Annotated in this window: 14 protein-coding genes; 13 read left to right on the forward strand and 1 reads right to left on the reverse strand. The window is 59.2% G+C overall.

The genetic code is table 11. The features are described 5' to 3' along the window. The first annotated feature begins 114 nt into the window (after nucleotides 1–114). Genes waaF through FPT12_RS19065 form a run of 5 tightly spaced genes read left to right on the forward strand, consistent with a single transcriptional unit; the run spans nucleotide 115 to nucleotide 5,578 of the window. On the forward strand, nucleotides 115–1,149 hold the full coding sequence (waaF, locus tag FPT12_RS19045) for a lipopolysaccharide heptosyltransferase II (RefSeq protein ID WP_145018502.1): 1,035 nt from the start codon (nucleotides 115–117) through the stop codon (nucleotides 1,147–1,149). Between the two features lies 1 nt (nucleotide 1,150). Then, nucleotides 1,151–2,212, forward strand: coding sequence for a lipopolysaccharide heptosyltransferase I (waaC, locus tag FPT12_RS19050; protein WP_145018505.1), 1,062 nt, complete (start codon nucleotides 1,151–1,153; stop codon nucleotides 2,210–2,212). Further along, nucleotides 2,212–3,333, forward strand: coding sequence for a glycosyltransferase family 4 protein (locus FPT12_RS19055; protein WP_145018507.1), 1,122 nt, complete (start codon nucleotides 2,212–2,214; stop codon nucleotides 3,331–3,333). The genes waaC and FPT12_RS19055 overlap by 1 nt, the downstream gene beginning before the upstream one ends. Next, nucleotides 3,333–4,139 (forward strand): lipopolysaccharide core heptose(I) kinase RfaP, encoded by an 807-nt coding sequence (rfaP, locus tag FPT12_RS19060; RefSeq protein ID WP_145018510.1) that lies wholly within the window; start codon nucleotides 3,333–3,335, stop codon nucleotides 4,137–4,139. Before FPT12_RS19055 ends, rfaP begins: the two co-directional genes overlap by 1 nt. Continuing rightward, the gene (locus FPT12_RS19065) at nucleotides 4,139–5,578 is read left to right on the forward strand and encodes a lipopolysaccharide kinase InaA family protein (RefSeq protein ID WP_145018512.1); all 1,440 of its coding nucleotides are present in this window, start codon (nucleotides 4,139–4,141) and stop codon (nucleotides 5,576–5,578) included. Before rfaP ends, FPT12_RS19065 begins: the two co-directional genes overlap by 1 nt. A 555-nt stretch (nucleotides 5,579–6,133) precedes the next feature. On the opposite strand, the gene FPT12_RS19075 is transcribed toward FPT12_RS19065, so the two are convergent. Continuing rightward, nucleotides 6,134–6,505 (reverse strand): DUF6124 family protein, encoded by a 372-nt coding sequence (locus FPT12_RS19075; protein ID WP_145018516.1) that lies wholly within the window; start codon nucleotides 6,503–6,505, stop codon nucleotides 6,134–6,136. Between the two features lie 359 nt (nucleotides 6,506–6,864). On the opposite strand from FPT12_RS19075, the gene FPT12_RS19080 reads away from it, so the two are divergent. From FPT12_RS19080 to FPT12_RS19115, 8 genes are all read left to right on the forward strand, one after another. Next, nucleotides 6,865–7,194 carry a YceK/YidQ family lipoprotein gene (locus FPT12_RS19080; RefSeq protein ID WP_145018519.1) on the forward strand — a complete coding sequence of 110 codons (330 nt, stop codon included), beginning with the start codon at nucleotides 6,865–6,867 and terminating at the stop codon, nucleotides 7,192–7,194. A gap of 152 nt (nucleotides 7,195–7,346) precedes the next feature. After that, nucleotides 7,347–9,104 (forward strand): carbamoyltransferase, encoded by a 1,758-nt coding sequence (locus tag FPT12_RS19085; RefSeq protein WP_145018522.1) that lies wholly within the window; start codon nucleotides 7,347–7,349, stop codon nucleotides 9,102–9,104. Beyond that, a complete protein-coding gene (locus tag FPT12_RS19090; protein WP_145018525.1) occupies nucleotides 9,088–10,218 on the forward strand; it encodes a glycosyltransferase in 1,131 nt (376 codons plus the stop codon). The genes FPT12_RS19085 and FPT12_RS19090 overlap by 17 nt, the downstream gene beginning before the upstream one ends. Then, nucleotides 10,218–11,114: an antimicrobial resistance protein Mig-14 gene (locus FPT12_RS19095; RefSeq protein WP_145018529.1), complete on the forward strand. Its 897-nt coding sequence runs from the start codon at nucleotides 10,218–10,220 to the stop codon at nucleotides 11,112–11,114. Before FPT12_RS19090 ends, FPT12_RS19095 begins: the two co-directional genes overlap by 1 nt. Nucleotides 11,115–11,122: 8 nt before the next feature. Next, on the forward strand, nucleotides 11,123–12,544 hold the full coding sequence (locus FPT12_RS19100; protein WP_256676808.1) for a PIG-L deacetylase family protein: 1,422 nt from the start codon (nucleotides 11,123–11,125) through the stop codon (nucleotides 12,542–12,544). 56 nt (nucleotides 12,545–12,600) lie between these two features. Then, the gene (locus FPT12_RS19105; RefSeq protein ID WP_145018535.1) at nucleotides 12,601–13,485 is read left to right on the forward strand and encodes a DUF6625 family protein; all 885 of its coding nucleotides are present in this window, start codon (nucleotides 12,601–12,603) and stop codon (nucleotides 13,483–13,485) included. Beyond that, complete coding sequence (locus FPT12_RS19110; RefSeq protein ID WP_145018538.1) at nucleotides 13,482–14,636, forward strand: glycosyltransferase; 1,155 nt, start codon at nucleotides 13,482–13,484, stop codon at nucleotides 14,634–14,636. The genes FPT12_RS19105 and FPT12_RS19110 overlap by 4 nt, the downstream gene beginning before the upstream one ends. Continuing rightward, entirely contained in the window at nucleotides 14,633–15,517 is an 885-nt protein-coding gene (locus FPT12_RS19115; protein WP_145018541.1) for a glycosyltransferase, read from the forward strand. The genes FPT12_RS19110 and FPT12_RS19115 overlap by 4 nt, the downstream gene beginning before the upstream one ends. Nucleotides 15,518–15,575 lie beyond the last annotated feature (58 nt).

Here is a 15,575-nt window from a genome sequence, read left to right on the forward strand (position 1 = left end):
AAGGAGCAGAAAATGCAGGATGACCGAGTGGCGTACACTATCAAGCCTGGATAAATAAGACGGGGAGGCCGCCAGGAAGACTGGTCATGCCTCCCCGCTCGTTTGTGGATAACTATGAATATTCTGATCGTTGGGCCCAGTTGGGTCGGTGACATGGTGATGGCGCAGACACTCTTTCAGTGTCTGAAACAGCGTCATCCTCAGTGCGAAATCGACGTGCTGGCCCCCGAGTGGAGTCGGCCGATCCTTGAGCGGATGCCCGAAGTGCGTCAGGCCTTGAGCTTTCCGCTCGGCCACGGCGTGCTGGAGCTGGCAACGCGGCGACGGATCGGCAAGTCCCTGGCCGGCCAGTACGATCAGGCGATTTTGCTGCCCAACTCGCTGAAATCGGCACTGGTGCCGTTCTTTGCCGGCATCCCGAAACGCACCGGTTGGCGTGGCGAGTTTCGTTACGGCCTGCTCAACGACGTGCGCACCCTCGATAAAGAGCGTTACCCGCTGATGATCGAGCGCTTCATGGCACTCGCCTATGAGCCGGGCGCCGAGTTGCCCAAGCCGTATCCGCGCCCGAGCCTGCAAATCGACCCGGCCAGCCGCGACGCCGCGCTGGCCAAGTTCGATCTGGCCCTTGATCGTCCGGTGCTGGCGCTGTGCCCGGGTGCCGAGTTCGGCGAGTCCAAGCGCTGGCCGTCGGAGCACTACGCCAAGGTCGCCGAAGCGAAAATCCGCGAAGGCTGGCAAGTCTGGCTGTTCGGTTCGAAGAACGATCACGCGGTCGGTGAAGACATTCGCTCGCGACTGATTCCGGGCCTGCGTGAAGAGTCGGTGAACCTCAGTGGCGCTACTTCGCTGGCCGAGGCCATCGACTTGCTGTCGTGCGCCGATTCAGTGGTGTCCAACGACTCCGGCCTGATGCACGTCGCGGCAGCGCTGAACCGTCCGCTGGTGGCCGTCTACGGCTCGACATCGCCGAGCTTCACACCGCCGCTGGCCGAGAAGGTCGAGATCGTTCGTCTGGGCATCGAGTGCAGCCCTTGCTTCGATCGTACCTGCCGTTTCGGTCATTACAACTGCTTGCGCCAGCTCACGCCGCAACCGGTGAACGAAGCCCTAGATCGCCTGCAAGGCGCACCGGTCGAGGTCCGTTAAGTTGCGGGTACTGTTGATCAAGACTTCTTCGCTGGGCGACGTGATTCATGCGTTGCCGGCGTTGACCGACGCGGCACGGGCGATCCCGGGCATCAAGTTCGACTGGGTGGTGGAAGAAGGCTTCGCCGAGATCCCGACCTGGCACCCGGCGGTCGGCAAGGTGATTCCGGTGGCGATCCGTCGCTGGCGCAAGAATATCTGGCAAACCCTCAAAAGCGGCGAGTGGAAACGCTTCAAGCAAAGCGTTCGTGCCACCCAATACGATCTGGTGATCGATGCCCAGGGCTTGCTCAAAAGCGCCTGGCTGACCCGTTACGTCCGCGCGCCGGTAGCCGGGCTGGACAAGAACTCGGCCCGTGAGCCCATCGCCGCGCGATTTTATTCCCGACGTCTGGCGGTAGCCCGTGGGCAACACGCCGTGGAACGACTGCGTCAGTTGTTCGCCGTGGCGCTGGGTTACGACCTGCCGCAAGGGTTGGGCGACTATGGCCTGAACGTCGAGCGATTGGTCGAGCTGCCGCGCAAGAATCCTTACGTGTTGTTCCTGCACGGCACTACGTGGGACACCAAGCACTGGCCGGAAGCTTATTGGCGTGAGTTGGCCGAACGCATGGGCCACCTCGGCATGGCGGTGAAGCTGCCATGGGGTAACCCCGTCGAAAAGGCCCGGGCCGAGCGCATCGCCAAGGGTCTGCGTAATGCCGAAGTGCTGCCCAAATTGAACCTGGCCGGCGTCGCCAAAGTGCTGGCCGGTGCGCAAGCCTGCGTGGCAGTCGACACCGGTCTCGGTCATCTGGCCGCCGCGCTGGACGTGCCGACGATATCGTTGTTCGGCCCGACCAATCCGGGCCTGACCGGTGCCTATGGCAAAAGCCAGGTGCACCTGGCGAGCGACTTCCCGTGTGCGCCGTGCCTGCAAAAAAAATGTTCTTACCAACCGACCGCTGAAGATCAGCGTCGATTCGATCTCAAGCGCGAGTGGCCATTGTGCTTCACTCGCCTGAACCCCGAGCGTGTCGCGAGCCGACTGAGCACGTTGTTACTGGCTGAGGAGCTGCGCTGATGCAATTGGCTTTTGTCCTTTACAAATATTTCCCGTTTGGCGGATTGCAGCGCGATTTCATGCGCATCGCCCTGGAATGTCAGCAGCGCGGGCATCAGATCCGCGTCTACACGCTGATCTGGGAAGGCGATGTGCCGCCGGGTTTCGAAGTGCTGGTGGCGCCGGTCAAGGCCATCTTCAACCATCGCCGCAACGAGAAACTCAGTGCCTGGATGGAAGCCGACCTGGCCAAGCGTCCGGTAGACCGACTGATCGGCTTCAACAAAATGCCGGGGCTTGACGTCTACTACGCCGCTGATGGCTGCTTCGAGGACAAGGCACAGACCCTGCGCAATGCCCTCTACCGTCGCTGGGGCCGCTACCGGCACTTCGCCGAGTACGAGCGCGCAGTGTTCGCCATCGATGCGAAAACCGAAGTGTTGATGATTTCCGAAGTCCAGCAGCCGCTGTTCATCAAGCATTACGACACACCGCTTGAGCGCTTCCACCTGTTGCCACCGGGAATTGCCCTGGACCGTCGTGCGCCGGCCAATGCGGCTGACATTCGCGCTGAATTCCGTCGCGAATTTTCCCTGGCCGACGACGACTTGTTGCTGGTACAGATCGGGTCCGGGTTCAAGACCAAGGGTGTCGATCGCAGCCTCAAGGCGTTGGCCGCGTTGCCAGCGGAACTGCGTAAACGTACCCGGCTGTTTGTAATTGGCCAGGACGACCCCAAAGTATTCCAGCTACAGAGTGCCACGTTGGGGCTCGGCGATAACGTGCAGTTCCTCAAGGGCCGCAGCGATATCCCGCGTTTCCTGCTCGGTGCCGACCTGTTGATCCACCCGGCGTACAACGAAAATACCGGGACGGTATTGCTTGAAGCGTTGGTGGCTGGCTTGCCGGTGCTGGTCAGTGCGGTGTGCGGTTATGCGCATTACATCGCTAAGGCTGACAGCGGCCTGGTGCTGGACGAACCGTTCGAGCAGGCGCAACTCACGCAGTACCTGACGACCATGTTGAGCGACGACGCAGCGCGTGCGGCCTGGAGTCGTAATGGCCTGGCCTTCGCTGACACGGCCGATCTCTACAGCATGCCGCAGCACGCGGCGGATGTGATTCTGGCGGAGCAACACTGATGAAGTTGATTCTTGCCGAACCGTTCAAGAGCCTTTGGGCCGGACGCGATGCGTTCACCGAAGTCGAAGGTCTGAAGGGTGAGGTGTACCGTGAGCTCGAAGCTCGCCGGACCCTGCGTACCGAAGTGGCCGGGAACGGCTTCTTTGTGAAAATTCACCGCGGCATTGGCTGGGGCGAGATCTTCAAGAATCTGCTCACCGCCAAGCTGCCGGTACTCGGTGCCGGCCAGGAATGGCGGGCCATCCAGCGTTTGCAGGAAGTCGGTGTGCCGACCATGACCGCCGTCGCTTACGGCGAGCGCGGCAGCAACCCGGCGGACCAGCACTCGTTTATCGTCACCGAAGAACTGGCGCCGACCGTCAGCCTGGAAGACTTCAGCATCGATTGGGTCAAGCAGCCGCCAGAGCCAAAACTCAAGCGCGCGCTGATCGCCGAAGTGGCGCGCATGACCGGCATGATGCACCGCGCCGGGGTCAACCACCGCGACTGCTACATCTGCCACTTTCTGCTGCACACCGATAAACCGGTGACGGCCGACGACTTCAAGCTCTCGGTGATCGATCTGCACCGTGCCCAGACCCGCCAGGCGATCACCCGGCGCTGGCGTAACAAGGATCTGGCGGCGTTGTATTTCTCGGCGCTGGATATCGGCCTGACGCGTCGCGACAAGCTGCGTTTCCTCAAGGGTTACTTCCAGCAACCCTTGCGCCAGATTCTGCGTGAAGAGGCGTCGTTGCTGGCGTGGCTCGAGGGCAAGGCCAACAAACTGTATGAACGCAAGCAGCGCTATGGAGATGCGCTCTGATGCGTTTGTCTGAGTTGAAGGGCGCCGGTCGTGCGCCAAACCTGCCATTGAGCATCGAGTTGACTGACGCCGCAGGTCCGGCGCAGTTGCAACTGCTCAGCTTGCTGCGGGTGCTGCCGGGTCGGCGTTACGTGGGCGCCGCTGTTTGGCGCGGGCGTCCGGTGTTGGCCAAGTTGCTGGTGGGTAGCAAGGCCGCGCGGCATTTTCAGCGCGAGCTGGACGGCGTGCGCCTGCTCGCGGCTCAAGGGTTGACCACGCCATTGCTCTTGGCCGATGGTTTGAAAGACGGCGAGGGTGGCTGGCTGCTGTTCGATTTCCTCGAAGGCGCCGAAAGCCTCGGCGATGCCTGGAAGCAGGTTGAAGCGCTGCCGGCGCTGGCGGACGAGCAAGCCTCGGTGTTGGCCGAGGCGCTGGCCGCCATCGGTCAATTGCACAGTAAGGGCCTGTGGCAGGAAGACTTGCACCTGGACAACCTGTTGCGCCACGACGGCCAACTGTACTTGATCGACGGTGCGGGTATTCGGGTCGAGCAGGCTGGTCAGCCGTTGTCCCGGCAGAAAGTCCTGGAGAACCTCGGGGTGTTTTTCGCTCAACTGCCCAAGTCGCTTGAGCCGTTCACCGAAGAATTACTGGTCTATTACTTGTTGAGTAACGGCGAGCACGCCTTGCCACTGGAAGCGTTGCAGAAGCAGGTCGACAAGGTCCGTAATTGGCGTTTGAAAGACTTCCTGATCAAGGTCGGCCGCGAATGCACGTTGTTCAGTGTGCAGCGCGGGGCGTTCGGTTTGCGCGCGATTCCTCGTGAGGAAGAGGCGGTCATGCTGCCGGTGCTGGCGCAGGCCGATGCCTTGCTCGATCAGGGGCATCTGTACAAGACCGGCGGCGCGGCGAGTGTCGGTAAAGTCGAGGTGGCGGGTCGGACGCTGGTGGTCAAGCGCTACAACATCAAGGGCGTTGCCCATTGGTTCAAGCGCTTCTGGCGCCCGAGTCGCGCCTGGCATTCATGGCGCGAGGGTCATCGCCTGGGGTTCCTCGGTATCGCTACGCCCAAGCCGTTGGCGCTGTTGGAGAGGCGTTTTTTCTGGCTGCGCAGTCGGGCCTATCTGATTACCGAGTACCTTTCGGGGCCGGACATTATTGAGCGCTTTGCGCCGTTCGTTGAGAGTGGTGAGGCGCCTGAAGCTGAGTTGCTGGCGCTGGATCACTTGTTTGCCGAGCTGATTCGCGAGCGCATCAGCCATGGGGATTTCAAGGGGCATAATCTGTTTTGGGACAAGGATCGCTGGTCGTTGATCGATCTGGATTCGATGTGTCAGCACGGTTCGGTCAGTAGTTTCGCTCCGGCGTATGCGCGGGATCGGGCGCGGTTCATGCGTAACTGGCCTGAGGACAGTGCGCTGTATCGGGTGATTGATCAGCGTTTGCCCAAGGAAGTGTAGGCGCTGCCGCAGGTTCGGGCCGTGTTCGGACGATCTTTTGATCTCGGCGGCCTGACAGCCGACCAATCTCCCGCAGATGTACATATCCATTCCTGCGGTAACGGCCACTTACGGTTTCGCTCTTACAGCGACTCCCTTTGGCAGACGCCCCAAAGGAAGCAAAGGTCTTCGCCCCAAGCGTACGGCACCTCGCCTAGGCTCGGCGTTCCCTCGCTCCGCTGTCCATCAGGGGGCATCGCCTCCGGTCTGCTTCGCGACGACCTCCTCTCGATGTGTCCGGCTGCGCCGTACGGCGCTGCGCGCCAACCCCCTGATGAACACCTGCACTCGGCCTCCCGATGGGGCGGGTGGATCAAGATCAAAGGCCACAGCACGGCGGCCTGCCGGCCGGCCTGAGTGGTTGGGGCGTGCACGGCTTTAGATCGTTAGATCGTTCCCACGCTCTGCGTCACGATTCGTGAGCTGATGCAGAGCGTGGGAACGATCACAATCATTTGCAGATGTGCATCGATCAAAACTGTGGGACGGGCCGGGTGGCCCTCCCACAGTGCGGTGTTACGGCGCCTCTGGCTGATCAAAATTATCCAGCGCTCGATTCACCAACAGTTCACTCAGCGAGACCATCTGCTGAATCGCCAGCGCCACGTGCCGGCGCGTACCTTCAAGCTCGAAGACCAGATCGCTGGCCAGCACATTCAACGACGCCAGGGTTTCCGAGGCATGCGCCAACAGCGTCTCATTATCCAGATCGGGGATGACTGTGAAGATGTTGGAGGGACGTTTATCGGGCAGGTTGCCCTTGTCGAACGGCGGTTTGAGGTAATGATCCAGCGCCCGCTCGGCGGCGTCGTGGAGTTTTTTTGAGTCGTTGGAAGCGTAAGGGGAAGTGCTTGGGGTTTCAGGGGGATTTGTAGTGGATTTGTCCATGATGACGCTCCTTGAGTTGGGAAGTTGCGCCTTGATTGATCCGGGCCGCGACGCCCGTTCGCTGAATTGGCAGCGACCACCAAAGACTAGTGATGCCGCTTCCCACCAGCAACCTTAAAAACATGTCGGAAGCTTCTCTGTGCCCTACGTTTAGGGACTTTCCGGGCTTCGCCCAGCTGTAGGAGATGAGCTTGCTCACGATGGCGGCCTGACAGCCGGACTGAGTGGTGGGGTCAATAGCCGTTTGTGTCCTCAGTGACAACTCTTTATGAATCATCCTACGTCATCTACAGAAGTCGTGATCTGTGGGGCCATCAATCGCGGTGCTAGCGTTGCCTGACGTTCTCGGAGGGCAAACATTGACTATCAAAACGGCTATTTCGCTGGGTGCTTTTTCTCTTGCTTTAGGCGGTTGCGGGACCGTTGCTACGGTATTGCAGGATGATGCCGAGGTGGCTCGCTGTCTCAGGAAGCAGAAAACCTATTGTCAGTCCATTCCTCGTATCTACAGCGGGGTGGCCTACGATTTTTGCGTGCTGAACGGGCCGCCCAACTCCATGGTGGGAGTGACGATGAGCGGTGTGCCTTGGGTGTACTTTGACTTTTTGGTGTCAGGCGCTTTCGACACCGTTGTGCTGCCCTACACGATTTATCGGCAAAGTACCGATGGCAGCATAGATATCCGCTGAGTGCCAAGCCAAACCCTTGAAGCTTGCTGCTAGAGGCTTGCCACTGCTTTTACGCTATAATCCCGCCCTTTAGCTGTTTCTCGCCCTTTTGCGAGGACACATTATTTCCAGGCGCACGTCGCCTGCATGCAGACTTAAGAGGCTAGACCCCTGTGGCATTGACGATTCTTGGCCTGTCCGGCGCCCTTAGCCATGATCCTTCCGCAGCCTTGTACATCGACGGCAAGCTGGTCGCGGCCGCTGAAGAAGAGCGCTTCGTACGCGATAAACATGCAAAGAACCGCATGCCTTACGAATCGGCGAAGTTCTGTCTGGAACAGGCGGGCATCAAACCTTCCGACGTTGACGTAGTGGCGATCCCGTTCGCCCCGATCAGCCTGTTCGGCAAGGCCCGCTGGCACTACGCCAAGCGTTACTGGTACGCCCCGGATCGCGCGCTTGACGCGATCCTGATGGGCAACCGTCGCTACAAGCGCTATCGCAACAAAATTGTCTGGTGCCTCGAGCAACTGGGCTTCGATCCGAAGAAGATCAAGATCGAGCCGGTCGAGCATCACCTGGCTCACGCCTCCAGCGCCTACCACTGCTCCGGTTTCAAAGAGAAAACCGCGATCCTCGGGATCGACGGCAAGGGCGAGTACGCCACGACCTTTTTCGGTTATGGCCAGAACGGCAAGATCCACAAGATCAAGGAGTTCTTCGACCCGGATTCCCTCGGTGGCCTGTACGGCGCGATCACCGAGTTTCTCGGCTTTGAGATGCTCGACGGTGAGTTCAAGGTCATGGGTATGGCGCCGTACGGCGACGCCAGCAAATATGATTTCTCCCGCCTGGCGTCGTTCGAAAACGGCGAGCTGGTGATCAACACCGATTACGCCAACGTCATCGGCCTGCGTCGCTACAAAGAGAAGGGCAAGGGTTTCTACTTCTCGCCGAAGCTGATCGAGTGGCTGGGTCCGAAACGCGAAGGCGATATTGCTGACGAGCCGTACATCCACTACGCCGCGAGCATGCAAGCGCTGTTCGAGAAACTAGCGTTGCAGATGATCGACTACTACCTGGGCGACGTGCTCAAGGAAACCGGCAAGCTGGCGTTCGCTGGCGGCTGTGCGTTGAACGTCAAGCTGAACCAGAAAATCATCGCTCGCGACGACGTCAAAGAGCTGTTTGTACAGCCTGCGTCCGGCGATGCTGGCACCGCGGTAGGGGCTGCGGCTTACGTGTCCCACGCCCGTGGTGTTCCGGTCGAGAAAATGGAACACGTTTACCTTGGCCCGTCCTACAGCAATGAAGACGTGATCGCGGCCTGCGCCCGTCACCCAAATGCGCCCAAGTGGCGCAAGCTCGACGACATGCCGGAAAAAATCGCCAAAATCATGGTCGATGGCAATCCGGTGGCCTGGTTCCAGGGTCGCATGGAGTTCGGTCCGCGTGCGTTGGGCGGTCGTTCGATCATCGGTTGCCCGAGCGCCACTGGTGTGGCTGACCGGATCAACCACCAGATCAAGTTCCGCGAGCGCTGGAGGCCTTTCTGCCCGTCGATGCTCGACACCGTGGCGCCGCAGATGATCAAGATCGATCACCCGGCACCGTTCATGACCTTCACCTTCGAAGTGGCTGAAGAGTGGAAAACCCGCGTGCCGGAAGTCGTCCATGAAGACGGTACGTCCCGTGCCCAGGTGCTCAAGCGCGAATACAATCCGCGCTACTACGACATGATGAAAGCGCTGGAAGTGCTGACCGGCAACGGTGTGTCGCTGAACACCTCGCTGAATCGCCGTGGTGAGCCGATGATCTGCTCGCCGACCGACGCCCTGAACATGTTCTTCGGTTCCGATCTACAGTATCTGATCATGGAAGACATTCTGGTGGTCAAAGACGGCGCGGACGCTTATGACACGCTCGGCTGAACGCCATGTGCTGCAGTTCTGTCACGGCTATGACGGGCCGTTCCTGGACTGCGTCCGACAGTACGCCAGCCTGTTTGCAGGGTCTGGTTATCGAGTGACCACGGTGTTTCTCACCGGGGTCGCCGATGCTGACGTTGCAGCAGGTTGTGCGTCTGATGAAGTGCTGTTCATGGAATACAGCTCCAAGGCCATTCGTGGCCTGAAGCTTTCGGCGATTGCCGATCTGCGCAAAATCGTCCAGTCGCGCAATTTCAGTTTCTGTATCGCCCACCGTTTCAAGCCGATCTACATCGCCTTGCTCGGTACGGCGTTGCCGGTGATTGGTGTGCATCACGGCTTTGGTGATTACCAGCGGCGGACGCGCAAGCTGTTCGCGCATATTTTTCGCAAGCGCCTGAGCCTGCTCGGGGTTTCCGATGCGGTCCGCGACGACATGCGCCGTTGCTTGCCGAAGTGGCCGGCGGCGCGGATTCAAACCCTCTACAACCGCATCGATGTCGACGCATTGCAGGCCTCTCAGGTGTCCTTCGATGAGGCGCGCGATGCCTTGGGGCTGTCGCCGGATGCGTGGGTGATCGGCAACGTCGGACGCCTGCACCCGGACAAGGACCAGGCCACGTTGCTGCGCGGCTTTGCCCAGGCCTTGCCGCGTTTGCCGGTCGACAGTCAACTGGCGATTCTTGGCTCCGGCCGTCTGGAGCAGAAGCTCAAGGATCTGGCTCGCGAACTCGGTATCGGTGACCGCGTGCTGTTTCTCGGCCAGGTACCGGAGGCGCGTCGTTACTTCCGGGCCTTCGATGTGTTTGCCCTGAGTTCCGACCACGAACCGTTCGGCATGGTACTGCTCGAAGCCATGGCCGCCGGTGTGCCGTTGCTGGCTACCGCGTGTGGCGGGGCGAAGGAAGTGGTCGAAGGTGTCGGTATTTTGTTCCCTCTGGGAGATGTCGAACATCTGGCGCAGGGCCTGCAACACCTGGCCGTGATGAATCAGCACGAGCACCAGGTTTGCGCCGAAATGATGCTTGACCGCCTGCGCGAGCGTTTCTCGGATCGCGCGGTGCGCGAGGCGTTCTGGCGTCTGCCGCACGTCCTTGAACTGACGGCGAGGGCCTGATGCTCAACCGATTTCAAGGCTGGCGCGAGCGTGGCTGGTCCGTTGTCGACGCGTCGACGTATAGCGATGTCTGGCAGCGTTTTGGCGGTAGCGTCGCGACTCATCCGCTGGTGGTCGAGCGTCTGGCGCAGTTGGCCGATATCCCGGTGCGTTACCTGGCCTGGGAGCAGGGTGGCGAACTGAAAGCCGCGATCCCGACCTGGGGCCGCGACCTCGCATTGTCCAAGGACGTGCTCAAGCGTAACGGCAAGAAAGGTCTGTTCGATCTCGGCAACGCTGAATTCATCCTGCCGGCTGCGGCCGACGCGCAAGCGCTGTTGCGGCACCGCGGGCGCTACTTGTCGGCATTGAATGAAGGTCGCTTTTCCGGTCTCAAGCTGCAAACCGAACAACTGGCCATGGCCCGCACACCTGAAGAGTTGTCGAAGAAGTTTCGCTACAACCAGCGCCGTGAATTGCGTTTGCTGGAAGAGGCCGGAGGCGTGATACGAGCGGTCAGCGACTTTTCCAGTCAGGAACTGGCGGCGATCTACTGCGATTTGTTCCAGCGCCGTTGGGGTTTCCCGGCGACCGGTGCGACACGCATGAGCGAGGTGCTCGAACTGCTGCGCGAGCTGATGATCGGCTCGGTGATTTTCCTCAACAATGCGCCGATTGCGATTCAGTTGGTCTACCGTGTTGAAGCGCCAGAGTGGATCAGCGTCGAGTACATCAACGGTGGCGTCGACCCCGAGACTCGCGAGTTCAGCCCCGGCAGTGTATTGAGTTTTCTCAATACCCAAAGCGCCTGGGAGCACGCACGAGCAATCGACAAGCCGCTGCGCTTTTCCTTCGGGCGTGCCGATCGTGAATACAAGGACCGCTGGTGCAACCCTGTGCCGGTGTTTACCGTATGAGCCAGACCATGAGCCAGCCCCTCAGTCGCAAGCAGCAACTGCTCAAGCGTCATCGACGTAACAAGCGCATCGGTCTGTTGATCGGCGTCTTCCTGTTGATTGCGGTTGGCGTGCTGGTCACCTGGTGGCTGCCGCTGGTACTCGCGGTCCTGGCCTGGGTCGCCCATGAAGCGTGGTTCGCCGACCATTTGTTTTACTCGCCCAAGGACGATTACCAGTACAGCTTCCCGCCGTACACGCAGCAACCCAAGGTCCGACGGGACGGTGGGCGTCTGCTGTTGGACGACGGCGTCATCCTGACCGACGACGCCACGCTGGTACTGGCGCTGCGGGTCAAAAGCACCTGGCTGGGACGTTTTTTCGATCCTGTAGTCGAGTTGTCGGGTGGCGACAATCCAGACCGGCAAGCCTTCGAACGTGGGGTAGACGGCCTGCGTTACCTCAACCTCAGTGGTCAGGCAGACGTTCTGTCACAGGGCAACTTGTGTGTGCGTGGGCATTTCTGCCGACTGCTCGGCGAGCCTGTGCTCCGCTCGTTCGAACACCCTGATTACCGCCGTCAGCGAGTGATGGTGATCGCGCCTCACGCCGACGATGCGGAACTGGCTGCATTCGGTTTGTACAGTCAGGCCGACGAAGCCTGGATTGTCACGTTGACCGCTGGCGAAATTGAAGCCGGGCACTATCGGCAGATGGGGCTGAACGCCGTCGAGGCGTCGCGCATCAAAGGCCGCCTGCGCGCCTGGGACAGTATTGCGGTGCCGCGCTGGGCCGGTGTGCCTGAATCGCAGTGTGTGCAATTGGGGTATTTCTGCCTGCAATTGCCCGCCATGCAGGCGGCGCCGGATCAACCGGTAGGCTCGCGTGAGGCGGATCTGAGCGACACGCGACTGTTTCGCCAACTCAATCCGTTCGCGTTGCCCGGTGACCGCGATGGTGCGCCGACCTGGAATAACCTGCTGGCCGATCTGCGTGAGCTGCTGCTCAAGGCGCGCCCTGAAGTGATCGTCCTGCCGCATCCATCGCTCGATCCGCATCCCGATCACATCTGTGCACAGCATGCGGTGCTGGAAGCCTTGAAGGGGCTTGAGTGGCAGCCGACTACACTGCTCGGTTACGCGAACCACCTGCACGACAATGATCGCTGGCCAATGGGTGATTCAGAGGCCGGGATTGCGTTGCCGCCGGTGTTTGATCCGGCGCAGGTGCTGCACCCATATTGCCTGGCATTGTCGATCGGGCAGCAGTGCGACAAGGCTCTGGCGCTGGGGATGATGCATGACTTGCAGCCGCGTGCGCCGTTCAAGCGTCGCATGCGTCGTGGATTGCAGCGTCTGTTGGCAGGGCGTTCGGGCTCGCCTTATGGCGAGAACGAGTTCTTTCGCAAGGCGGTCAGGCGTCATGAGCTGTTCTGGGTTTTGAAACATTAATAAAGACGTGCGGGTATAGCGTTACTTCGTGTTCTTTTCTCTGTAGTGAGCTCTCAGTGAATAATCCGTCTTCCCGCATTCTTTTCCTTATTCCTTATTTCGGTCGCTGGCCGTTCTGGATGCCGTTCTTTCTCGAGAGCTGCCGGCGTAATGCGGACATCGACTGGCTGTTGTTCAGTGACTGCGGTCGTCCACAGAATCTGCCAGACAACGTAAAGATCGAGAACATCGGTTTCAGTGAATACTGCCAATTGGTGTCGCGCCGCCTGAATATCGATTTCTCGCCTGATGTGGCTTACAAACTCTGTGACATCAAGCCAGCGCTCGGTCATATCCATGCCGATCGCCTGACGGGTTACGATTTCTGGGCTTTCGGTGATATTGACCTGGTGTATGGCGACCTGCGTCGCTATTTTACGGCTGAGCGATTGGCCCGCTTTGACCTGTTTTCGACCCATGAGCGACGAGTTTCCGGGCACCTGTGTCTGATACGCAATACGGCTCGCCATCGTGAGTTGTTCATGCGGATCAAAAACTGGCAAACGCGTTTTACCGATCAGAAACAATACGCTCTGGATGAAGGGGCGTTCAGCCGGATTTTCCTCTGGCGCAAGAATTTCCCCAAACCGTTATTCAATCTGGTTGGCAAGTTCAATCCGTGGCGGCGGCGCAGTGAATTCACCGAAGCGTTCAGCACCCCCGGCGGCCATATCAAGTGGCACGATGGCTCTGATAATGTTCCCCAGCGTTGGTACTGGCGTGATGGTTGTTTGACTAATGATCAGGACGGAGAGCGCTCGTTTCTGTACTTCCACTTCTATATCTGGAAACGCAATGAGTGGTCACGGATGTCCGAGCCTGATCCTGAATACGTAAAAGGCCTGGCTGCCAAGTCAGCTTGGGTCATTGACGCAACGGGTTTTACCGGGGATGAACCATGACTCAGCGTTCCAAGGTCTTGCAGCTGCAGCCGGACTACAACGTTAAAGCGCACGATTTTGCCGACCTTGCGGAGCAGATCGTCAAAGCCCTTCCGGTAGAGCGATATGAAATAACGGCGGCGTTCTTGCGCGGCCGGCCGGGGCCGGGTGAGGCCGTGAGCCGTGCTGCTCGCTCGGTCTATTTCGAGTTCTCCGACAAGTCGCTCAAGGGGATGCGCCTGCGAGCCATGTGGCGGCTGTATCAGTTTTGCCGAAAAGAAAAGTTTGATGTGGTCATCTGCAACCGCTTCAAACCGGTGAACATGCTGTTACAACTCAATCGCTGGCTGAAAATACCATTGTGTATCGGCATCTCCCATGGCTTCGGCGAGTACGACCGTTTTTACCGGCGGCGTCAGGCCCAGAGCCTGGTCGACGGTCACTGGCGTTTTGTCGGTGTGTCACCAGCGGTCAAGCAGTACTTGCTCGATTGTGATTGTGGCTTCACTGACCTCAATACCTATGCCATTACCAATGCCATCGATATCGAGCAGGCTGAAGGTTTGCAGCACTCCCGTGAGCGTTCGCGTGAGTTGTTGGGGCTTGATCCATCGGTACGCTTGATCGGCGCGCTTGGGCGTTTGGTGCCCGTTAAAGGTCATACCTACTTATTGCAGGCTTTTGCCACGCTCAAAGACAAATATCCCCAGACGCAGTTGGCGATCATCGGTGCCGGTCGCGAAGAAGCCCGTTTGGCCAGCGAAATTGAACGATTGGGTTTGAGCGGACGCGCACATCTTCTGGGGTTCAAGGAAAACGCCCTGCAGTATGTTCGCGCATTCGATATCTGGACCATGCCCTCGTTGGCCGAGGGATTGGGCCTGGCATTGCTCGAAGGCATGAGCGGCCATTTGCCGGTGATTGCCTCGAATGTGCCAGCCATGCTTCCGCTGGTTCAGGGCGCGGGTGGTCTTGCTGTCGAGCCGGCGAATGTCCCGTCTCTTGCCAAGGCGCTGGATACCTATCTGGGGCTTTCGGATGAGGAACTCAAAGCCAAAGGTGAGCAGGCCTACCGTTATTTGCAAGAACAGCACGATATCGACGTGTTCCGTCAGGAGTATCTGCAATTGATCGACTCAGGGCTGAATCAGGCGCACAAGGGGGAGGTATGAAAGACGATCAACCTGTGGTGACGGTGATCATCGCTTCTTATAACCACGGCCCGTACATTGAGCAGAGTATTCTCAGCGTCCTGAATCAGACCTATTCGAATATCGAATTGCTGGTCATCGATGATGGCTCCACAGATGACAGTGTCGAGCGTATCCAGCGACTGCAGGAACAGCACTCGTTCGATTTCCGGGTTCAGCAGAATCAGGGGCTGACCAACACGCTCAATGGTGCGATTGCTCGCTCCAAAGGCAGCTTGATCGTCCCGTTCGGTTCTGACGACATCATGTTGCCGGAGCGTATAGCGATTCAGGTCGCTTACATGGATGGCAAGCCCGAGGTTGGGATTTGCGCCGGCAACATCGAGCTGATCGACGCCGATGGAAACCTCTTTCCCGAGAAGCGTCAACGCCGGGATGTACCGTTCCGACGCCTCGACTTCGATGACATGTTCCTCGAGCGAAAACCCTATCCGCCGGCCCCGACACTGATGATTCGGCGTGAGGCGCTGGAGAAGGTAGGTGGTTTCGACCCGAACATTCGTCTGGAGGACCTGCTGATCGAGTTGAAGGTGACTCACGCCGGTTACTTCATCGATGGTCTGAATGTACTGATGGCGCGCTACCGCAAGCACGCGACCAACTCGTACAAGAATCATCGTTTCATGGTCGACAACATTCTGCGGTCCTACGCGCTGTTCAGCGATCATCCGTTGTATGACGAGGTGCGTTACAAGTTTCTCAACTCGATGTTCCTCAAAACAGCTAATCGCGATCGGGTGCTGGCTCGTGAGCTGCTGGCACAGATCCCTTTCAAAGCCTGGTCTGCAAAGACCTGGCGCGGATTGGGACGGTTGTATTTTTCCCCTCTGGAAAAAAACTGAGGGGCAATGCAATGGGCTGGATTCAACGCTTTCTGGAAAAGCGCGCCATTGGGGCTCG

The sequence above is a fragment of the Pseudomonas sp. H3(2019) genome, from assembly GCF_007713465.1.
GTDB lineage: Bacteria > Pseudomonadota > Gammaproteobacteria > Pseudomonadales > Pseudomonadaceae > Aquipseudomonas.